The sequence below is a fragment of the Nostoc sp. genome, from assembly GCF_036917355.1.
In the GTDB taxonomy this organism is placed as follows: domain Bacteria; phylum Cyanobacteriota; class Cyanobacteriia; order Cyanobacteriales; family Nostocaceae; genus Nostoc.
This window is the reverse complement of record NZ_JBALDP010000111.1, coordinates 63,512-85,070: the sequence shown is the minus strand read 5'-3', so window position 1 is coordinate 85,070 and position 21,559 is coordinate 63,512. Positions and strand designations below refer to the sequence as shown.

General features: G+C 41.4%; 19 protein-coding genes and 1 tRNA gene. 8 read left to right on the top strand and 12 right to left on the bottom strand.

Features of this window, described 5'->3' with window-relative positions:
- Nucleotides 1–100: 100 nt before the first annotated feature.
- Nucleotides 101–946: a polysaccharide deacetylase family protein gene (locus tag V7K53_RS33135; protein WP_335201708.1), complete on the top strand. Its 846-nt coding sequence runs from the start codon at nucleotides 101–103 to the stop codon at nucleotides 944–946.
- Nucleotides 947–979: 33 nt separating this feature from the next.
- Here the strand turns inward: V7K53_RS33135 and V7K53_RS33130 are convergent, their stop codons facing one another.
- Nucleotides 980–1,369 carry an alr0857 family protein gene (locus tag V7K53_RS33130; protein WP_335201707.1) on the bottom strand — a complete coding sequence of 130 codons (390 nt, stop codon included), beginning with the start codon at nucleotides 1,367–1,369 and terminating at the stop codon, nucleotides 980–982.
- 15 nt (nucleotides 1,370–1,384) lie between these two features.
- The gene (locus V7K53_RS33125) at nucleotides 1,385–1,891 is read right to left on the bottom strand and encodes an HNH endonuclease (RefSeq protein ID WP_335201825.1); all 507 of its coding nucleotides are present in this window, start codon (nucleotides 1,889–1,891) and stop codon (nucleotides 1,385–1,387) included.
- Between the two features lie 437 nt (nucleotides 1,892–2,328).
- Here V7K53_RS33125 and V7K53_RS33115 point away from each other — a divergent pair, with 437 nt between their 5' ends.
- The 3 genes from V7K53_RS33115 to V7K53_RS33105 all read left to right on the top strand — a co-directional run bounded on the left by V7K53_RS33115 (nucleotide 2,329) and on the right by V7K53_RS33105 (nucleotide 6,143).
- On the top strand, nucleotides 2,329–2,664 hold the full coding sequence (locus V7K53_RS33115; RefSeq protein WP_094347436.1) for a hypothetical protein: 336 nt from the start codon (nucleotides 2,329–2,331) through the stop codon (nucleotides 2,662–2,664).
- 861 nt (nucleotides 2,665–3,525) lie between these two features.
- Complete coding sequence (locus tag V7K53_RS33110) at nucleotides 3,526–5,547, top strand: sensor histidine kinase (protein WP_335201705.1); 2,022 nt, start codon at nucleotides 3,526–3,528, stop codon at nucleotides 5,545–5,547.
- An 8-nt stretch (nucleotides 5,548–5,555) separates the two neighbouring features.
- Complete coding sequence (locus V7K53_RS33105; RefSeq protein ID WP_335201704.1) at nucleotides 5,556–6,143, top strand: SRPBCC family protein; 588 nt, start codon at nucleotides 5,556–5,558, stop codon at nucleotides 6,141–6,143.
- A 94-nt stretch (nucleotides 6,144–6,237) separates the two neighbouring features.
- On the opposite strand, the gene V7K53_RS33100 is transcribed toward V7K53_RS33105, so the two are convergent.
- Nucleotides 6,238–6,310: transfer RNA gene (locus tag V7K53_RS33100), tRNA-Glu, on the bottom strand.
- Between the two features lie 326 nt (nucleotides 6,311–6,636).
- On the opposite strand from V7K53_RS33100, the gene V7K53_RS33095 reads away from it, so the two are divergent.
- Nucleotides 6,637–8,556: a cation:proton antiporter gene (locus V7K53_RS33095; protein WP_335201703.1), complete on the top strand. Its 1,920-nt coding sequence runs from the start codon at nucleotides 6,637–6,639 to the stop codon at nucleotides 8,554–8,556.
- Between the two features lie 61 nt (nucleotides 8,557–8,617).
- On the opposite strand, the gene V7K53_RS33090 is transcribed toward V7K53_RS33095, so the two are convergent.
- Together V7K53_RS33090 and V7K53_RS33085 are read right to left on the bottom strand one after the other, a co-directional pair.
- Nucleotides 8,618–9,250: a cytochrome b N-terminal domain-containing protein gene (locus V7K53_RS33090; RefSeq protein WP_335201702.1), complete on the bottom strand. Its 633-nt coding sequence runs from the start codon at nucleotides 9,248–9,250 to the stop codon at nucleotides 8,618–8,620.
- A 100-nt stretch (nucleotides 9,251–9,350) separates the two neighbouring features.
- Nucleotides 9,351–10,046: an esterase/lipase family protein gene (locus V7K53_RS33085; RefSeq protein WP_335201701.1), complete on the bottom strand. Its 696-nt coding sequence runs from the start codon at nucleotides 10,044–10,046 to the stop codon at nucleotides 9,351–9,353.
- A gap of 615 nt (nucleotides 10,047–10,661) precedes the next feature.
- On the opposite strand from V7K53_RS33085, the gene V7K53_RS33080 reads away from it, so the two are divergent.
- Nucleotides 10,662–12,167 carry a hypothetical protein gene (locus V7K53_RS33080; protein WP_335201700.1) on the top strand — a complete coding sequence of 502 codons (1,506 nt, stop codon included), beginning with the start codon at nucleotides 10,662–10,664 and terminating at the stop codon, nucleotides 12,165–12,167.
- 451 nt (nucleotides 12,168–12,618) lie between these two features.
- On the opposite strand, the gene petJ is transcribed toward V7K53_RS33080, so the two are convergent.
- From petJ to V7K53_RS33050, 6 genes are all read right to left on the bottom strand, one after another.
- Nucleotides 12,619–12,963 carry a cytochrome c6 PetJ gene (petJ, locus tag V7K53_RS33075; protein ID WP_334717377.1) on the bottom strand — a complete coding sequence of 115 codons (345 nt, stop codon included), beginning with the start codon at nucleotides 12,961–12,963 and terminating at the stop codon, nucleotides 12,619–12,621.
- Between the two features lie 248 nt (nucleotides 12,964–13,211).
- A complete protein-coding gene (gene petE / locus V7K53_RS33070) occupies nucleotides 13,212–13,628 on the bottom strand; it encodes a plastocyanin (protein ID WP_335201699.1) in 417 nt (138 codons plus the stop codon).
- 243 nt (nucleotides 13,629–13,871) lie between these two features.
- Nucleotides 13,872–14,363 (bottom strand): photosystem II cytochrome c-550, encoded by a 492-nt coding sequence (gene psbV / locus V7K53_RS33065; protein WP_094347444.1) that lies wholly within the window; start codon nucleotides 14,361–14,363, stop codon nucleotides 13,872–13,874.
- A gap of 133 nt (nucleotides 14,364–14,496) precedes the next feature.
- On the bottom strand, nucleotides 14,497–14,712 hold the full coding sequence (locus tag V7K53_RS33060; protein ID WP_335201698.1) for a hypothetical protein: 216 nt from the start codon (nucleotides 14,710–14,712) through the stop codon (nucleotides 14,497–14,499).
- Nucleotides 14,713–14,867: 155 nt separating this feature from the next.
- Nucleotides 14,868–15,704, bottom strand: a complete 837-nt coding sequence (locus V7K53_RS33055; protein WP_335201697.1) for a carbohydrate ABC transporter permease — start codon at nucleotides 15,702–15,704, stop codon at nucleotides 14,868–14,870.
- Entirely contained in the window at nucleotides 15,701–16,609 is a 909-nt protein-coding gene (locus tag V7K53_RS33050) for a carbohydrate ABC transporter permease (RefSeq protein ID WP_335201696.1), read from the bottom strand. Before V7K53_RS33050 ends, V7K53_RS33055 begins: the two co-directional genes overlap by 4 nt.
- Nucleotides 16,610–16,855: 246 nt before the next feature.
- Between V7K53_RS33050 and V7K53_RS33045 the strand changes: the two genes are divergently transcribed.
- Nucleotides 16,856–19,306 (top strand): ATP-binding protein, encoded by a 2,451-nt coding sequence (locus V7K53_RS33045; RefSeq protein WP_335201695.1) that lies wholly within the window; start codon nucleotides 16,856–16,858, stop codon nucleotides 19,304–19,306.
- A gap of 299 nt (nucleotides 19,307–19,605) precedes the next feature.
- Complete coding sequence (locus tag V7K53_RS33040) at nucleotides 19,606–20,043, top strand: hypothetical protein (protein WP_335201694.1); 438 nt, start codon at nucleotides 19,606–19,608, stop codon at nucleotides 20,041–20,043.
- Between the two features lie 273 nt (nucleotides 20,044–20,316).
- On the opposite strand, the gene V7K53_RS33035 is transcribed toward V7K53_RS33040, so the two are convergent.
- Nucleotides 20,317–21,537 (bottom strand): ABC transporter substrate-binding protein, encoded by a 1,221-nt coding sequence (locus tag V7K53_RS33035; RefSeq protein WP_335201824.1) that lies wholly within the window; start codon nucleotides 21,535–21,537, stop codon nucleotides 20,317–20,319.
- Nucleotides 21,538–21,559: the final 22 nt, after the last annotated feature.

The window sequence follows — 21,559 nt, the reverse complement described above, 5'->3', positions numbered from 1 at the left end:
AAATTGTCTAGAAAAGCTTCTGCACTTATATTTGAGCTTGCTAAACCCTTTGAAAAGTCAAACTACAGCTTATGATTGGGTGAATCTTTAAAAGCCTGACGTGACAGACAACTACCTCAAGCGACAACAGATAATTAGTATTGTCGCGATCGCCTCTAGTATTACAGCTTGTAGTATTGCTCCAGGTATCTCCCCACAATCGGGATTGAACCAGCCACTAAGCAAAATCCATACTGCACTTCAAGATCCAGCAAAGGGCCAAATTAATGCCCATCTACTGCCATCAGCCAAAGTAGAAAACCCTACCTTTACAGTCCCAGATAAATTTCAGGGAAAAACAGTTTATAAGGTACAACCCAACAACAACGAAAAGGTTATTGCTCTCAGCATTGATGATGGACCCTGGCCAAAAACAACCCCAGAAATGCTGGATATCTTAAAGCAAAATGATGTTAAAGCCACATTCTTTTGGGTAGGACAAGCTTTAGAAGCAAATCCAGACTTAGCCAAGCGTGAAGTAGCCGAGGGACACGCCATTGGCAACCATACTTGGCATCATTGGTATCGGCGAATGGATGAAGCCACTGCCAAGAGTGAAATCGATCGCACAGCGGATCTGATATACAAAACTACAGGAGTAAAAACGTCTTTGTTTCGTCCTCCTGGAGGCTTTTTAAATAACGGATTAGCCGCTTATGCTAAAAGCCAGAAAGATGCTGTTATTATGTGGTCGTTAACTTCTGCTGATACCGATCCTCATGCCAAACCACAGGCATTTGTAAATAATGTCTTGAAAGGCGCAAAACCTGGTTTCATTGTTTTAATGCATGATGGTGGTGGCGATCGCCAAAGAACTGTAGAAGCTTTGCCACAAATCATCAGTGGACTCAAACAGCAAGGCTACCGATTTGTGACAATTCCCGAATTGCTACAAATGGAGCAATAAAGGTGAGAAATTCTCCTCACCCTACTATTTCGTTTATTCACTCATCACGGAAGCACAAGATTGAGCTTCCTGCCAAAGTTTGTGCAAAAAGAACTCAGCGCGATCGCTTATAGTGGTGACAAAAACACCGACAGAATCCTTAGAACTACCTGATAGCCAAGAACCCCGCAGGGTGACTTCCATATATTCGGCATCGCACGCACAGAGGGCAATGATTTCTCTGTCATCTCTTTTTACCTCAGACCTCAGTACTTCTACTCCTGGCAAATCAACAGGAAGCAAAAAGGAAGCGGTACTAGGTTCAATGCACAAACTTTGCCCAACTCGCAGGGCTAAAATCACTCGCTGCGCTACCCATTCTTCTAGCGACAGAGTGATACATTCCAAATCAAAACTGCTTTCAGTGTACGTTAATTTCAGCATTCCTATGCTCTCCTGTTATTCCAGGTTTGCTTGCATATCCATCCAAAACTGTTCAGCAAAAGAAATCGCGGGGTGGATTGGCGCTTTTGGTTTGGTACGCAGTTGCATACCAGCTTCAAACAGGGTGCGATCGCCTTTACGGGAGTTACATCTTTCACAAGCTGCGACTACGTTATCCCAAGCGTGAGAACCGCCTTTAGAACGCGGCATCACATGATCTAGCGTTAGATGTTTGCTGCTGCCGCAATATTGGCAACTGTGATGGTCTCGTCGCAATACTTCTCGCCGATTCACAGGCGGAACTTTCCACATCCGCTCATTAGAAGTGATTGTCAAGCGAATATGTTTTGGCACATCAATTACCAAACTGGGTGAGTGAACTTGCCATCCGCTTTCTGTGGTAAAACCCAGTGGTTGCGCCTTGTTGGTTACTAACAGCACAATCGCTCGCTTGATATTGACCCGACATAGTGGCAAGTAATTTTGAGAAAACACCACCACAGATTGCTCTAACACTTGCATTGCGTTCGCGCCGCGCATGGAAGATATCGTCACAGCTTAACTCCTTATAAAAAAACCCCCGCTTCAAGTTTTCGGTGAAGCGGGGGTTAGAATTGACCGGAAAATTTTCTGGTCTCATATCGGTACAGGATTCCTTCGCCTGTACCCCCCGCTTTTTTGATTTAGTTGTGGTTTTGCAATTAGTGCACTAAAGCCTACATACTTATAATCATCATTACCCTCTGTGATTTGCCCATGATCTCGGCTACCATCGCCCATAAATAAATACTCCACTTCCATAGCAGCTGATTCCCAATTGGTTCGGCAATTGGTAGCGCACAAAATTGAAGTAGAGATGGGGTAAATGGATTTCACAGAAAATTTCACCTATTGAACATTCCTTTAAACATACTACACTTGTATTACTATCCTGTCTATACCTTTAAGGAGAAAAACTGATGCATACGATCGCTCGCACCCCAACCACTGATATGGAAGTTACCAGCATTCGCCTAGAGAGAGAACTCAAAGATAAGCTCAAAGAAATCGCTGGGAATCAGGGATATCAAGCTTTAATCCGAGATATCCTTTGGAATTATGTGCAGCAGAAATCAGGTGAGTGGAAGCCTCGATTTTCGCGATCCGACATTCGAGCTAGCATAGCTGCCACAGCTCAGCAAGAAGAACGCTGTGTGCTTACAGGTCAACTAATTCAACCCCAAGAACCGATGTTGTTAGGACTAACGAGGAATGGCGATATGGTTCCTCTGAGTGTCGAGAGCTTGGCTGGATAAACTTCGTCTATTTTGAAACCTGGTGTAGGGAGGGCATCTAGCCCGCCCTACCAGCAGGGAGTACAAAATGCTCTTACTACTTTAAAAAATATAGTTCTGAAAATAGATGTGGTTTAGTTTTATATTCAGACGAATGCAGCCTAGTTATTTTTACTCATAACTGGGCTGCATTCAAAATTTAGCCAGAACTGCCGCCACCTCTGATGAGCAAGAATTTATTTAAATTTAAGCTCTACTCCAAATTTCTGTTATAGCTTGGGAACAAGACGCTTACAAACTCGCTACCATAGTTACGCTATCAGTGTAGATTAAGTCTGAACACGAGTGCGTCTCGTTGATGCAGCCTCTCTTAAAGAAGAGAAGCCTACATTGCAAGAACAACCTCCTTGTGCCTCCTTTATTTTTGTTGATATTTTACTGAGAGTTACGGAGATCGAGGAGTAGCTTGTTAAACCTACTAGTTTTTTCAAGAAATGTAATAAAACTTTATAAAGAGAGTTGCGTAATTTTACGCCCTCAAAAGGGGAATTTTGCTGTAATTCCAGAGAAATTACGGTTTATGTATACTTACAGACAGGATAAAGTTAGTTAATTATTTCAAGATAGAGCAGTTAAAAATAAGTTAACTTAAGCATTTATAGGATATCTTAAGTATTTTATTACTTATGTACCAATGTAGCAATTTGCTTGATGCAGTGGGAATTTGGCCATCTGAGATAGAAAAGGGCTATAACAGGTGAGAGAAAGTATTCACACAAAATTTGTCAATGATTGGGGTATAGCAACACAACTAACGGTGAAGAATATGCCAAGAGGTTGGGTGCAAGAACAATGGGGTTATTATCCGAGGGCGTGCCAAAAATGAAAAAGCCTTTATCATCACCGCCACATTACGTAGATGACATAGACCGACTAAAACCTTACCAAGTCAAGCTGATGCAGCATCAGGAAGAACCTGCCCGCGAGTTGGTACAAAAGATTAACCAAATCATTGCTAATAGCTCTGCTACGGCTTTGATGCTGCAAGAGATTGCCCAATTGCTAGGAGTTGCGTTTCAAGTAGATTGCTGCTGCTTGGTTTCAGTAACGGATAAGACATCTGAGGAAGCAACTACTACTAATTGGTGTGCTGATGAGTTTCTAGGGTTGCCACACCCAGAAGAAATGTTTTCGATGGAACAGTTGCTTATGCACTCCCCAGTGCTGCAATGTGCTGCTCAACCATTAACTATTGAAGACATTTCCATCATTCAAAATAGTCTGGTCATTGGGTGTCAATATTTACCACTACCGATAAAAGCGGTTTTGGCAATTCCCACTAGATTTGGTGGCAATAATAATGGAGTGATTAATCTGATTAAATTCCAACCTTATGAATGGAGTGAATCAGAAAAACAATTGCTCAAAGAAGTGGAGTCAGCTTGCGCGATCGCTTTTTCTGGAGTGGCACAAGCTAAACAAATTACTCATCAAGAGCAGTCCCTGCAAAAAAGCAAGCACCATCAAAGCTTGATCAAGCAATTAACCATATTGAGTCGTAGCAACTTGGAGCTGAATCAAATGCTCCAGTTAGTTATCGCCTCGACAGCCGAATCTCTACAGGCAGATCGAGGTTTGCTCATCTTACTAAAATATACAGATCCACTATTTAAGACTCAAGCTAAAAAACAAATCCCCAAAGCGAAAGCTAGTGTAATCGCCCAATGGGCTAGAGAAACACAAAATTCTACTAGCACTAGTAAACCAGACACCTTAGCTGAGTCTTTCTTGATTTCAGACTGTGGTTTATGCCAGCGTGCCTTCATAGATTCTGGAAAACCAGTAATCTTCGATGACTATACAGATCAAAACGATACCTTAATAGCTGCTCCATTATTTGCGATAGAGAAATTGCCTGCGGTACTTTTAGTGCCATTGGAAAGTCAAGGTAAAATTTTAGGCTTCTTGGTGCTACAGCAAGCTGTAATTCGCAATTGGCAACCAGAAGAATTAAATCTTGTGGAAATGGTTTGCGCTCAAATGAGTAACGCCATCATTCAGTCACAGACATTGCGTCAAGTGCAAACTTTGGTAGACGATCGGACGGCGAAACTCCAGAGCAGTATAGAACTCCAAGCGAAATTGCATGAAAGAACCCGGCAGTATGTCGAGCAGCTGCGGAAACTTAATGAACTCAAAGATGAATTTTTGAGTAACATGAGCGATCGCCTCCGCTATCCTTTGACAAATATGCTGATGTCAATAAAAAACTTGCGTTTGCCAGGAATAGCACCAGAGCGTCAGGGTAGATATCTAGATATTCTTGAGCAGGAATGTTCAAAAGAAATCAACTTAATTAATGACTTGTTGACACTCCAAAAGCTAGAGTCGCCTCACGAAGCCCCGCAATTAGAATCTATAGATTTAAATACTAGAATTCAGGATATAGCAGCATCTTTCGAGAAAAAACTAGGCGAAAAAGGATTAAAAATTTCTATAGATTTGCCGGAAGAATCGCTCAAACTGCAAACTGAACTGGAGAGCTTTGACCGCATCCTGCAAGAATTATTAACGAATGCCTGTAAATACTCAGAGCCTGATACAATCGTTCACCTTGAAGCGGCTCACCGAGTCGATCAACAAATCGATCAAGTTATCATGAAGGTGACGAATACAGGACGTGCCATCTCTGAAGAAGAAGCGACCTACATATTTGATAAGTTCCGTCGTGGAAAAGGGCGCTGGACTCCAGGGACTGGCTTGGGACTTGCTTTAGTCAAGTCTTTAGTGCAGCATCTGAATGGAGCGATCGCTGTTGAAAGTCTCCCAATTTCGGATTCTGAACAGAGCGAAATTTGCTTCACCTTGACTCTGCCCCAATTTTCTGACGAAAGCAAACCATAATTCTGAAAGTGACTAAAAAACAGAACACAACAGAGAACCCTGATTTGCAATTTTCCACTGATGACACCAAGCTAGAAGAGGATTTGCTTGCTCAGGTAGAAGTTCAAATTGAGAAAATAGCAGAGCGACAGCGGCAAATCAGTGCTAAAGTCCAAATTCCCCATCCAGTGGAGCAAATCTGGAAGGTTCTGACAAATTATGAAGCCTTACCAGATTTCCTCCCCAACCTCGCCAAGAGTTGTCTAATCGAGCATCCTGATGGTGGAATTCGACTGGAGCAAGTAGGCTCCCAACGCTTACTGAATTTCAACTTTTGTGCGCGGGTAGTTCTAGATTTGGAAGAATGCTTTCCTAAAGCAATTAATTTCCGCATGGTAGAGGGAGATTTTAAAGGCTTTTCTGGTAGCTGGTGCTTAGAGCCTTATGCTTTGGGTGAGTCTCTAGGAACAAATCTGTCCTACACAATTCAAGTTTGGCCTAAACTCACTATGCCAGTGGGAATTATTGAAAATCGTCTGAGCAAAGATTTACGGTTAAATCTTTTGGCTATTCACCAACGTGTAGAAGAACTAGCCAGTAAAGAACCGTATGTATAACAACAATTAAACCATCATTCAGGTGTATTCCTGGATGATGGTTTTTATTGCTACATTTCAAATAAAAAAGCTTTTGCTTTTTATTGCTTTTAAGTACCCCCAGGGGAATTCGAATCCCCGTTACCTCCGTGAAAGGGAGGTGTCCTAGGCCTCTAGACGATGGGGGCATCGGACTCAGACCTTTTATAAATTAACTAATTTCCTTGCCTTTGTCAACAGGTTTTGCCAAAAAAAGTTTGTGGCAGCTAAACTGGGTGGAAGCAAAAGCTTGAAGAAGATACAAAGATATGGATACATATAAAAAAGTCCGTAGATGCTTCTGTGGTCAGCCACAGGGTGCGTCAGCATTGGGGGCTGGGAATTTCGGGGTATACACATATCTAACAAACGCTGAAGACAGCAAGGAACAAAGGGTATGATGTTGTACCCTGTAGAGTTAATATCTACGGTTTTTTACAAGAGATTTTGAAATAAATCGCTCAAAATCTACAATATGGAAGCATCTTTTGAAATCACCATACAGATGGCGATCGCTGTCTTTGCAGGCATTAGCGCCCAAGTGCTGGCTGCATACCTTCGTGTACCCAGCATAGTCTTGTTATTGCTGTTGGGCATTTTGTTTGGCTCCGATGGTATAGGGCTATTGCATCCCCATTCGCTAGGCACTGGACTGGAAGTTATAGTCGCCCTCGCAACGGCAATCATTTTGTTTGAAGGCGGACTTAACTTGGATCTGCGTGAGTTAGGTAGAGTTTCAGTCAGCCTACAATTGCTCGTTACTCAAGGAACGCTAATCACCCTGCTTGGCGGGAGTATGGCTGCTCACTGGCTGGGTGAATTTCCCTGGAACATAGCTTTTCTCTATGCTTCCATAGTCGTGGTGACAGGCCCAACCGTCGTTGGCCCATTGCTCAAACAAATCAATGTAGATCGACAAGTGGCAACACTTTTGGAAGGAGAAGGGGTTTTAATTGACCCTGTAGGGGCTATCCTCGCCTTCGTTGTCCTCGATACGATTTTGAACGGCGATGCTGACCCGATCAATGCGATCGTCGGTTTACTTATACGCCTGGGTGTTGGCGCAGCTATTGGTGGTGCTGGCGGTTATCTGATGAGTTTGATTTTCAAACGCGCCAGTTTTCTGTCATTTGAGCTAAAAAACTTAGTGGTGTTGGCGATACTTTGGAGCTTGTTTACCTTATCGCAGATGATCCGCAGTGAATCGGGAGTCATGACAACAGTAGTTGCAGGGGCAGTCTTTGCTAACTCCTCAGTCCCGGAAGAACGTCTGTTACGCAGCTTTAAAGGTCAGCTAACAATTCTCAGCGTTTCGGTGCTATTTATCTTATTAGCTGCTGACCTATCCATTGCGAGTGTGTTTGCTTTGGGTTGGGGTAGTTTATTCACTGTTTTGGTACTAATGTTTGTCGTTCGCCCGATCAATATCCTCTTGTGTACCTGGAACAGTGACCTCAACTGGCGACAAAAACTGTTTTTAAGCTGGGTTGCTCCGAGAGGAATTGTTGCTGCCTCTGTAGCTTCTTTTTTTGCGATTTCGTTGACACAGCGAGGCATTAACGGCGGTGATTCCATCAAAGCTTTAGTTTTCCTGACAATTATCATGACTGTTGTCTGCCAGGGGCTAACAGCTGGCTGGGTTGCCAAATGGCTGCAAATCACCTCTAAGGACGTGACTGGGGCAGTGATTGTGGGTTGTAATCCCTTGAGTCTTGTGATTGCTCGTTTCTTTCAAGAACGGGGAGAAAACGTGGTGATGATTGATACTGACCCCGAATGTCTTGTGCAAGCCGAGGCGCAAAATCTTCGGGTTATTGCCAGCAGTGCGCTAGATGCTGCGGTTTTAGAAGAGGCTGGACTTGCCTCTATAGGTACTTTTTTAGCTATGACAAGTAATGGCGAGGTGAATTTTGTTTTGGCTCAACGAGCAGCTGAGGAGTTTAAACCCCCACGCGTCCTAGCTGTTTTTCCCCGCGATCCGCAAGCGAGTACCTCGGCTAGTAATAAAGTTAATCAAGCTTTTATTCCAGACTTAGCAATTAAAACTTGGAATGAATATTTGAATGATGGACGAGTGAAGTTAGGGACAACTACGCTAGATGAGTTGGAGTTTTCGACTCAATGCGATCGCATCCAAGAAAAGATTCGGACTGGGGCATTGATACCGCTATTGGTAGAACGAGCAGAACGCTTACAAGTAATGCCAGCTAACCAAGATTGGGAAATTGGCGATCGCATTATTTATCTGTTACATGACCCCAGACCTAGCCTTTTAAAACGCTTATCTGGTGCCACCCAATCCACTCCCCTGTCTCTAGAAAAGTTACCAGAGGTTGAAGACCTATCCCTCGCCCAATTATCTCAACTTTCTACTAGTGAGGCTTCTGGGGGATGAGGGGATTGGGGCAGGGGAGCAGGGGAGCAGGGGAGGAATTACCCTAACTCTTGACTCTTTATTAGCTTTGGGAAGGAATAAATTCGCTTTCTGGTTTTGGCGCTTCTTGATACATTTGCCATTCCTGCCAGAGTAAAGCAGACAAATGTACTATGGCGAGAATTAGCGTCGCTACCGAAATCAGATAACTGTGGATTGTGTAAAGGTGTTCGACGGTAATTGTGTTAATAGCTCCACCGCCAGTCAGGATTTCGCGCAGTTGCCCACCAATCAAAGGAATTGCTTCGATGGTTCCTAGCTCAATGCTAAAACGCCAGTACCCTTCCTGAGTCCAATCTAAAATCATCGCTGTCCAATCCAGCCCGATCGCACTTAGGGTTAAGAAAATCACACTAATCCAAGCAGCCAGCCAACTCTTACGAAATTGCCGACCTAAAAACATCACTACAATTTGAATGAGAGCGATCGCAATTACCCCATTACCAGCAATCTCATGCGCTCTCCAAAATAACCAGCCGTATGGCAGTTGTGTATTAATCATCTTCAATGAGTTATAAGCTCCGCCTGCTGTCGGTTCATAATAAAAAGACAGCAAAACTCCGGTAGAGACATAAATTAAACACAGAGTCAAAATCACGACTGATAATATCGTCGCTATTCTTCGCAAAATCTGATCGAACTGGGTGCTTTGCATGGCTCACCCCTCCTGTTCTTAACTAAGTATTTATTCTTGTTACAATTTTAGCTAAGAAATTTTAAAAAGTTTTACTTTTCTTATATAAAAATAAAGTTTTTTAAATCAAATATTGCACCCAAGCTTTTAAGGGTTCTGGTGAGCCATACCAAATTCCAGGACTTCTGGGAGAATGCTTGACACCTTCAATTACCAGATTTTCCGCTCCCTCCAAATGAGCAGCTTCAATGGGCGTAATGCCATCTCCCCATGTGTTACCCTTACCACAAGTTAATTGGTAGCTACTGTAAGCTAACCAACTACCAGGCCGCCTTTTCCCAAAGATAGTTTTGCCAGCCACACAAACGTAACGAACGTTTTTGTAAAACGCTCCTGGGTAGCTATCGTTGACAAAATCTAGATTGGAACGTGTCCAGCGTTCTTGGCTAATATGGGGTGTACCCAAGGTGATGAAAGTAGCAACCAAGGGATGCGCTTGCCAGAGAAATGGTTTGACATCACCGCGTGCTAAATAGGGCTTTTCTCCCATATAAATGCGGGATATCCAACCTCCGGCTGAGTGACCAATTAAGTTAATTTGAGTAGCATTATGTTCACGTAATATATGCTTGATCGTGTAATCGAGTTGTCGCAGAATAAGTGTTACGGGTGTTACTCCCAAAGTGGGGAGCCAGTCACGCCGTCGCAGTGGCACTGTAACTGTGGGAAAATCTAACTGCTGTAGGGATTGTTCTAGTTGGCGATAAGCGAGCGCACTTTCTAGATATCCAGGCAAAATAACTGTCGGTAACGGCATTTGAAATTTTAGATGCAATATTCAGGGTTTGAACTTTTTTAACGAAGAAGTAGTCATATTCAAGAGTTAGAATTGCGATCGCCTGACTTAACTCCTTAGACAAAAAACCAATAGCTTTGGTGGAATTTAAGGCTAGAATGTCAATAAAATTGTACAGTTTGCAACAGTTTGAGGGGCTACCGATGTGGTAGTATTTTCAAATAGGGCCCAGTCTCGGACAAACACGTGTGTCATCTGTTACAGAAGTGTAGTTGACTGAAAAACAGTTGAAAAAACAAGGCCACTTCGGCAGATGTTTTGATGTATTCAAACTTGTGCGTTTACTTAAACTTTATAAAACTCCCAGATATTAATTTTAATTGTGTGCGTCATAAGAATAGAAAATCAAAAGTAGTAATTTTTCAAATATCTCTTTAGCAAGCTCGAATTTTGAAAAGATGATACAGCGTCATTAGATTAATTAAAAACTTGAATAAATGGCAATTTTGGCGTTTTGATTGCCAACGGGGGAAGTTATTATTTCCTTATGAAGAACGCATCTCTTGCAAGATATTGCAATGCCGGAAAGATAAAATCGCTAGTCAACTACAACTGAGTGAGTGAACGATAACAGCCATGTCTTACGTCTCCCTGCTGAAAAATATACCAGAAATCTTAAGCCAGCCAATTGGGATAGCAGCTATAGCCTCCCTTGGTATCCACGGTGCGATCGCCATGATCGTACCATTGATGCCGATGGAGTCTAACAAGCCCAAAGAAACAGCATCATCCAAAACAGTCGGACTTTTGGAATTGAGTCAAGCTGACCAAAACCGTTTGCCGCAAACCACCCCCCAAATTGGTTTACAACAATTACCTCCAGTCGCCCCACTTGCTGCTTCAAACTTTAGCCTCCAACCGGGATTAACCCCATTAGCGCCATCGCCATCCAGCCAGCTGGTATTACCTCCGCTACCCGCATCATCGAATAACTATCGAGTTTCTTCTTTGCCTACAAGGCAGTCTTTGCGGATGATTCCGAGTGATAATTTGCGGTTTGACGCGTCTAAATTTGATAGTTCTAAATTTAATACCAGCGCCAGATTCTCTCGACCAGTTCCTCGTGTAGATGTGAATGAGAGTGTCGCCAAATACGAGCCACCTAAGCCGCTAGCTGTAAATAGGTTGCCAGAATTGCAGTCGCAGCAAATACCTGCCGATCTTCTGCGGAATCCCCAGCCTCCAATTTTATCTGACAGTACACCCGTTGCAACAGCACAGGTAAATACGACTTCGCAGCCAATGACGCAACCAATTACTAATGCGTCGTCTACAATTCCTCAAAACCCACTGATAAATTCTTTAAAACAAGCTCCAAGGAATGGGGATACTTTAATTGGAACTAGGGGAAGCACGCTACAAACAGCGGATTTATCAGCGAAGGGAACTCAACAGGCAATTGCACAGCTAGACTCCTACGCCAACCTCAGAAAGGAAGTTCAGCAAGAATACCCCAACGCTGAACAAAAACCAGTCATTCGCCAAACATTATCCACGAATAAGTCAAATCTTGAAGGTGCTGTTTTGGGAGTATTGGTTGTAGATCCTGATGGTAAGGTCTTAGATATCAAATTTCAAGACAAGTTAATTTCCCCGGAATTGCAATTAAAAGCAAGGCAATACTTCAACAAGCGGTCCCCCAAGGGTGATAAACAGATTAGTTCCTATCCATTTAACCTACGTTTCCAAAACAGCACGAGTAATCTTACTGGAACTACTCAAGAGCAAAACCCCTCGTCATTATCTGCACCGGGAATCAATAATAATCAGATTACCCCCTCACCAGCAGCTACTTTTAAACCATTACCTAATTTACAAATCCGAAATAACCCGCCTACGTCATCACCAGCTGATACTCTCAAACCATTAACTGTACCAACAGTTACTCCCAAACCATTATCTGAACTGCAAATTAAAAATAACCAGCCTACGTCTTCATCGGCAGGTACTACTTCTGAACCTTTATTGTTGCCAAAAATCAATCAGGGTCAGTCCACATCTGCTGCTGAATCAGATAAAAAATTAGTAGAACGGTTGCGCGAAGTTAAGGAAAACAGACAAAAGTCTAATCCAGAAAAATAATCGCCCGTTGATAATTTCGGATTCAGATAGGGGTAATTTATCTAAACGCATTTGCAGCATCTGATAAAGAAGCAGCTACTCTACGATTTATCAACTAGAGTAACCGCAGATATTATCCCTATCTGAAAAATTTTATTGCATAAGTCCTGTTTAAAATACAATACGTTTGGGTTAAAAGTTATTGGTATAGTTTCAAGACAAGATAAATCGCGTTTTTACATCAGAATTGTGGGTTTAAAATATTGTTTTTGGTAGTTGACAAATTAGCGATCGCTAGTTCGTCATATATTAAGACTTAACTTAGAAGTTCGTTAAAAGGTTCCAATAAGGAAATGCACTGAGGGATTTCCAACAAATAAATTCTCCAATGTTTTGGGGTGAGCGTCTAGCTAGGCTATTAACTAAAGATAGGCAAACGCTCACTCCACAAAAACTATATGGTATAGCTACTTTACCAGCCTTGTTCCGCATTTTGAAAAACGTAAGCAGCTACCTCCAGAATTTCCTCAGAACTTAACTTGTCTTTAAAGGCAGGCATAGCATTTTTACCATTTTGCACTTGGTGGATAATCGCCTGGATTGAGTCTTGATTGTAATTTTCTAGGTACTTTGACAATGCTTCCTTTTTCAAGGTTTTCTGGTTGATAAGGATGTTACCGCCACCTATATGGCAAGAAGCGCAGTTAGCCTCGAAAATTTTAGCACCATTGGATGTTTCGGCAGCTAGTGCTGGACTAATGAATGTGAATTTGAATAGGGCGATCGCCGAAAGTAGAATCAATAAAAGTATTCTCAACAGTATTTCCTCGCAACAAGCCTCCAGCAAGAGTATAAACGCGATTAATCTCTGATTAAGTCAAATTTGATCAAAATTGGCGGTAACAAGTTCACTCCTCGATCGCTACAGATTGTTTAGCGTCTTAGGGAAGGATAGAACTCGTTACCGCCATTTCTGCATTTTATGCGTCACTCTAGGAGTGTAGCGTGTGGCGATGAGCTAATTTCACTGAGTAATCATCTCGTGTCAAACGCTGGTGTTTCTAGCTATTGGACAGTGATTGTACCAACCATACCAGCACCACGATGAGGTTCACAGTAGAAGGTGTAGTCACCAGCAGGTGCGTCTGCTGCAAAGGTGGTTGTTTCCTTTTGACCAGGACTCATGAGCAACTTCTTATGAGACAGAGATTTAGCTAAATCGGCGCTCTTAGTGGGGTTTTTGGTAGCATCAAACACAACATTATGGGGAGGAACTTTATTGTTCACCCATTCAATAGTGTCACCTGGTTTGATGGTCAACTTTTTCGGTTCAAATGCTAGCAGTCCTTTATCGCTACCCAATTTTACCTTGTAGGTTTCAGCCGAAGCACTGGGAGTAAAAACAGCAAAGCTGCTAACAACTAAAAGGATTGTCAACACAGCTAAACTAAGGCGTCGCCAGCTTGCCGAAATTAATTTCATAGCTCTCTCCTAACAAACAATTTTTTTCCCTTTCTCATTTTAAATAAAATCAACGTCAAAGTATGACAATCTGTCATATATCTATTTTTTTTTTAAGAATGGAGAGCAATTTATTGCAAAAAGCTGTCCCATAAGTAGTAAATGGGGAATGGGGAATGGAGAATGGGGAATGGGGACTGAATTCTTCCCAATGCCCTATTCCCAATGCCCAATGCCCTATTCCCAATGACTCAACTCCGGGATTTAGTAATAGATTTTTCCGCCTCCCCACTTAGTACCAACGATTTTGGGTTGTAAGAGAATATGACCGGCGATTGCCTCCAAGTCATCATCCGTCAGATTTCGCACTGCTGTGAAAATATCTGCGCTTTTGAGACTGGGGTGTATTTCGGAAATCTCTTCTTCCCCGTCGTAAGTAGTAGGATTTTTTAGGTAATCTACTAAACCTTCAATGTTGTTACGGTTAGGAGTTGCCAGTGCCAAGTCCTCTGGAGTGAGTCCCACGTTTTGATTTGTCTTGGTAACTCCACCAGCATGACATTGGGCGCAAGCGTAATTAAATAAGCGTTTGCCTTCTTTGACTTGTTTAAGGCTGAGTACAACGGTATCACCCTGAGTATTTAATGGCACTGTTCGGGTAGCTTCGTCTAGTTCCACTGCTGTCGCGCTACCGACAATCAACTGAAACGAGAGTAAAACAGTAGCCACAACAACGCCAATTAGTCTTATAAACATGTTTCCCCTTAAAGATTTTGACGCTCAACACAGCTAAGAACGCGATTCTCAATCTCCAAGCTGCTAATTGCTAATGACTCATTGTTTTTTATCATTAGCTATCAGTTATTAGCCAAAGTTCTGAGATAACCCTTCAGGTGACTTCGCGATCGCCCACCAAGTCGTTAGTACCATTGGGGCGTATTTCAGACGATATTTGGGAAATAATTGCCCTTGCATCTTCTAACGCCAAACGGGTCTTTTGGTGTTTGTAGGCGATTCCCAGTTGGTTGCACAGAGAAAACACTTGTTCTACAGGAATGCTGTAGTCGGCTGCTATCTCTGCGATCGATAGGTCTGCAAAACCCATAATGCTTGTTTACTGATAGATAGAGATTGAGTCGCTGTAATACCAATATCACGTTAGGAGTGCAATTTGTTGCCCAAAATACTGTTTGGGGAATAGGGGGATCGGGAAGGTAAGGGGAATAAGCCATGTGTCCAATGCCCTATTCCCAATGCCTATTAACCTTTTCCCCCGGTGAAGGTAACGCTTTGAATAAAGTAACGATTAAAAAAGGCATAAATGCCTAAAGCTGGCAGGGTAAAGACCATAGAAGCTGCCATAATGTAGTTCCAATAGCTGATGTATTGACCTTTAAAGGTGTTCAGCCCCAAGGGGAGGGTAAACATTTCTGGATCAAATAGGATAACTATAGGCAGTAAAAAATTATTCCAACTCCCCATGAACACAAAAACTGCCTGTGCTGCTAGTGCTGGTTTTGCCAAAGGTAAGACAATGTGTCGAAAAATTCCAAAAGTATTTAAGCCATCGAGTTGAGCTGCTTCTTCTAGTTCTTTAGGAAAATTAACGAAAAACTGCCGCATCATGAAGATAAAAGTGGCATTAACCATGCTAGGAACAATCATGCCTTGGTAAGAATTTAGCCAGCCGATCGCTTTCAAAATCAAAAATGTGGGAATCAGGGTGATTTGCGCCGGTACTGCTAGTACTGCCAAAATTAGGAAAAACCAAAAGCGTTTGCCTACAAAGCGCAGTCTTGCCAAAGCATAACCAGCCATTGAATTTAACAACAAGTTTAAAAGCGTGACGCTGACAGCAATCGCTACACTGTTAAACAACCAGCGCCAAAATAGCGCTTCTTGGAGAAAGATTTGCCTATAGTTGTCAAGAGTAAAATTCTTAGGGAGAAAGTTGGGTTCACCGCTGACAATCTCTGTTAGTGGCTTAAATGATGCTGAAAGTGCCCAGAGAAAGGGAATTAGGGTAATGATGGCATAAAGTGTCAGCAAGACGTACAACAGGGCTTTGAGCCAGGAGAAGCCAGAAGTGTTAGTCAAATTCGTTTGCCTCCGAAAAGTCGCCGCTGAATCAAAGTGATGGCAACGATCGCTGCTGTTAACAAAAATGCGATCGCAGCTGCATATCCCATTTGTAAATTCCGAAACACAGCTTGATAAATCAGCAGCACCACAGTTAAGGTAGCGTTGTTTGGCCCGCCAGTACCGCCAGAGAAGATGTAAGACTGGTCAAAAAGTTGAAAAGTGCCAATTACCCCTACTGTCGCCACAAAGAAGGTTACAGGCTTAAGCAAGGGAAGAGTAATGCGGATAAATTGCTGCCATCCATTTGCGCCATCAAGTTCCGCGGCCTCGTAAAGTGTTTGGGGTATATCTTGCAACGCCGCCAGATAAATCACCATGAAAAACGGCGCGGTTGACCAAATGTTCATCATCATAATGCCTTTGAGCGCAACTGCCGGATCGCCCAGCCAGTTATAAGTAGGTAGCCCCACAAAAGCGAGAAAATCGTTTAGTAGCCCATCAGTGTTATAAATCCACATAAAGATCAGTGTCAGCACTGCTGAAGAAGTGACCGTCGGCAAAAAATAGAGGATGCGCCACCAGTTTTTACCGCGAATCCCAGAATTCAGAGTTACTGCCAGAATTAAAGCCAGGATAGTTTGAGTTGGCACAACAATGGCTACATATTCGGCTGTGTTTCTCAAAGCAATCCAAACTCTTTCATCTTCAGCTAATCGCGTGAAGTTGCGAAAACCAATGAATTCGTACTCAATACCGCCAAGAAGTTGGACTTTTTGCAAGGAAAGAAAAACGGCGTAGAGAATAGGTAAGACTACAAAAGTTCCTAAAACTAGAATGGTGGGCATCATGAACATATACCCAGCCAAGTCTTCAGTGATGTTCCATCTGGAGTTTCTGCGCCACCTGTTGATTTCAAACACTACTGAACCTCCGCTTAATCCCGCACTAACCCGACTGTAGCGATGGGTTGTCCATGATTATTTATCGTACTCCTGTACAAAAATATTTAGTCTCATCAAATGAGTCTCTACCTTTGGAAAGCGTAGAGCGAAGCAGCAAGTCAAAAGACATTGCTTGTCTGAGTTAGCTGGATATGCAACTTAGGGAACTATATATTTGGTTTCCTTGGGATGCTAATTAACCCGATTCAAGCAATAGGACACAAAATGTCATATACAGCCTACTTACGTTCGATTAAAAACAAACTTCAGAGAACTGGTAAAACTCAAAAAAGCCTACGGGTCAAAACTATCATAGAACAGTTTGGCTACCAGCGTAGAAGTCAATCATTCATAGATGATTTTAATACTGCTCTTGATGAGTTGGGACTTTGTGCAAATCCTCGGTTGGATTTGCATATTCCGTTAGATACAAAAATAGCTATTTCTCTTAAAGGTGTAGAACCAACAAATGAAGTTGCTGAATCTGAGTCAATTTCAGACAAATTAAAAGAGGCAATTTCAGTCAAGCATGATTTTTTCTACTACTTGTTTGATTTTGGCTCTGAACAAGAATATGAAAGATTCCAAGCGTGTTTAGATTCTCACCAGCCAGTAGGTATTTTTTTGATTCCACAAGTAGAAGATTTCTTCTGCGATATTGTTGTCAAAATCTTTAATTATGAATTAATTAGAAAATCTCAGTATGGAGGATACAATAGTATACCCAAAGCTGCTACTAGGAAAATCCCTACAAGTATTGTCTCAGAAGATAAGGATTGTGAAGATGAACAAGAAAATCCTATCTCTGATGCTAGTATTTTTCAATTTTATCGCTCAACTATGACCAGTATTATACTTGGAAACACTGGTTTAGAATTGCTTGATTCTGAAAAATTCGATCGGCAGTTTGAACAGATATCTCTATATGCCAATAAATATAATTCCGAACAATTTTTTATCTTATTTCATTGTCCATCCGCATTAGAAATCCAAGCTCATCAACAAGAAGATGCTTTAGGATACTTGGTAGATAGAGTTGCTAGTAAAATTCCTTTTACTTTTACTCTTAGATGTAAATATCCAAATGAAGCTTCGATTGAATATAAAGAGGAAGTGTATGCCCATTTACGTTTACTATTAGAACTTCCATATTATGAATTAGAGGAAGATGACGCATCTTTACAAGATTACTTTGTCGAATTACAAAAAGTTCAAATACAGGCTGAATCACAGTTAATATTAAAGATGAAAGCTGAACATTTTTACATTCTGAAGTGGCAGCAAGAAAGTAAAGAATATATCTATCTTAAGTATTTTGCTATTAAAACGTTGGAAAGTTTAGGATATGGATTGTCTAATATCGGCTGTGAAGTTGAGTTAACTTCTAGGGATGAAGAAACAATCGATGAAGATACATCAGATGATGATGAAGAATACCAAAGTGAAATCATAGAAGTCTATGTAAAAAATCAAATAGTGGTTGAGATAGAAACTCTCAAATATCAAGAATTTCAGGATAACAATCTCTTTTTAGATTCAATTAAAAGAGTCTTGAGGAAATCTAAAGTATGGCCAAATAAACTAGAAAGCCTTTGGTTGGTAATTCCCGGTTTTGAGATAGCACGCAACTATTACCAACTGAAAAAAGCTAAGGAAATATTAGAATATAAATTTTCTGGATATTATGGCGATCGCTTCCAAGTTGTAATCATGGCTCCTGATTATGAAAAACACCAATTAGTCCCTGTATCCTTTGACTCTATCGACTATCCATCTTTTAATTATGGAGCTAAAAAACCTAGTTTAGTACAAGCATATCCAATTACTAATCGTGTCAAAGAATTTAAACTTGACTTTAGCCAAGTACAAGGGCTGAATGAAGAAAAAGAGAAACTAACTAGACTCTTGAAGCTGCAATCGAAAGGATATAAGAGTTCTATTGGTGGAATTCTTTTCTATGGCTTACCGGGATGTGGTAAGACTTTACTAGCAAATGCCTTTGCTAATGAGTCTGGAAGATATTTCTTTAAGTTCTCTCCTGCCGATATTGTCAGTGTTTGGATAGGGCAAAGTCAAAAGAATATTCGAGATATCTTTACTCAAGCTAAGAAAAAATCTCCTTCACTTCTATTCATTGATGAGCTAGACAGTATTGGGTTTAATCGTAACGAGGACAATGCACACACAGACCAAAAGGCAACTATTAACCAATTACTCATAGAACTAAATAATCTGCAAAATAGTGATGTAATTGTCATTGCCGCTACTAATTATTTGAGTGGCATTGATAGTGCTTTGAAGCGTTCTGGTAGATTGGATTGGAAGATTCCTGTTTTCCCGCCCGATCGAATGGAAAGAATAGATTTGTTCAAACACTACCTATCAAAAATTGATATGAATCAGCTAGTCAACTTTGAAATTCTGGCAGATAAAAGCGGGAGATTTACTTCATCAGATATTGAGTTGGTTTGCCGGGAAGTCAGAAATGCTATTCTTCTAGAAGAAATCAGTTCGGCTTTAACAACTTCAGATGTGATTACTTATATCAATAATCTGCAAGACGGCGGCTTAAGTCTTAACGAAGGACAAGTCAAAGAATTTTTGGAAGAGTGTAGGAGAATGAGTGTAAAAAATCCTAAGTTAGAAACTTTGAAATTAGAATGGGGATTGTATTAGCAATAGGCTAATAAAAATAGCGATCGCTATTACCACACCCTAATTGCTCGTAAAAAATAACTCGTCTTCCTGTTGTTGCGATCGCTTCTAATAGTTCTAAGTATTCGTGGGGTACTCCTGAGTCTCCGTGAAGACACAGCAGCGTAGCTTACCAGAATATTCTCGATCTGGTTTGACAATCCGATAACATACCTGATGACCACGAAATCAGATAAAACCTTCAAGGGCAGAAGTATTAGACATGGCACAAAAATTATTTGACATTATAATAGTCAAATATACGTAGACAAAAATAGCAAATGGGGATCATCCACCCAAGAATAATTGATTACCACGGCATTTCAGCAACCCAAGCACAGCTAGATTTTGCCATAGCATTTCTAGATGAAGATATTCCCCTTTACGTTGACCCTTTTCTTTTATGCAAGTCTCCCTCGCAACAAGACCAATCACTTCATACCTCTATAATTAATTGCTTTAATAACCTAAACTTTCTTGTTCAGAAAGGCAAAATAGATCGGGCTCGTGACAACCTCATTCTTGCATCTGAATGCCAAGAGATTGGACTTAGATTGTCAAAAAAACGAAAAGGTATAAAAATTAGTCGTAATAAAGCAGATGAAATTCTCTCTCTATTTCAGAAAGTTCCTGAGTATGGAAAATACGGATTTATTCACTTTGAAGAAATTCAGTTTTATGTACATGGAATTGCGAAAGATCGGATAAGTGATATTTAATTAAAATTGTTAACCGACTTCTAGAAAGCTGTCGTAAAATACTTGCATCAGAGGCATCGTTTGACTATCTTGATCTAATCGATGAAGATGATGTTCCTCAGAATAGTGATGTAGTACTGATGCTATCTCAATACGTTGCTGCCATGAGTCAGTTTCACTCGACTTAATTATGGTTCTGATGGTGAAAAGTATCGTTGGTTTATTGATAAATAAATTGCGCTCTCAAAGTTGATCGCTAGTATTTAAGTATAGTTGGCAGTGGATACTCTTAAGTTACTCCATCGCTTTAATTTGCTGATTAGCTTCATTCTGTGCCTTCATCATCGCCTGCTTTAATGGTTGCTGTCCCAACAAGGCGCTGACAAACTGGTTATCAAAATTATTGACGATCGCACCTGGATACTGACCTACTTGCCACGGTGTAGCATAATTAACTCCTGCAACTAATGGCGATCGCAACGGGTCTTGGTCATAACCCAAATTCTTTGCCACTGATTTACGTGTTGGCAAAGCAAACCCTGTTCCTGTCCACTTTTGCATTCCTTCTTTACCTGTGAGATAAGAAATCAACTCCCAGGCTTCGGCTTTGTGTTGTGCTTGCTTGTTCATCACATAGGCAACTGTAAACACCATCGTGCCTTTTTTGTCATTAATAGTAGGCACTGGTGCAGTACCAAACTCTACTTGCGGAAAGGTTTCAGTTAAATAGGGAATTGCCCAGTTACCTTCAATCACCATTGCCACTTTACTCTGACCAAACATTTCACTACCTGAGTTTGTCCCCACATCAGATTTTTGGGCAGAGGAGCGGTCTTTTTGATACTGGTTTATTACCAACTCTAAACCCTGTAAACCTGCTGCACTGGCAAAAGTAGCATAACCATTTCCATCGACAAGTTGTCCACCAAAAGCTTTAATTTTATAAGCTTGACGCGCTAATTCTGGAATTTCCCCAAAGCCATATTTGTTAAGCTTGCCTGTCAATTGTTGCGAGTAATTACGTAATTCATCCCAAGTCGCTGGCGGATTACTCAAGCCTGCAAAGGCGAAGGCTTTTTTGTTATAAAACAAAGCAAGGGTGGAATAGTCTTTGGGAAGACCGTAAATCTGGTTCTGATATTTAAAACTGTTGAGTAGGGTATCCTCGAAGTCTACTAAGTCAAATTTGGGAGTGATATAACTATCTAATGGTTCCAGGACATTTTGACTCATCAAGAAAGGAGCTTCCAGCGCATCTAGATAAAAGACATCAGGCGCAGCTTCCCCAACTAAACGAGTTTTGATTACATCCATGTATTGGTCGGAAATTACCTCATATTTGACCTTAATTGTTGGATGTTGTGCTTCAAAGTCTTGCAGTACTTGTCTCAAGAGTTTTTGCTCAACGGGAGAACCTCCCCAACCACTGAGTTTGATGGTGATTGCGGTAGATGCTAACGGTTTGCTTGGCAATTGTAGGCTTTGACAAGCAATAATAGCGATCGCGATCGCCATTACCAGTCCCAAAAAATTAAAT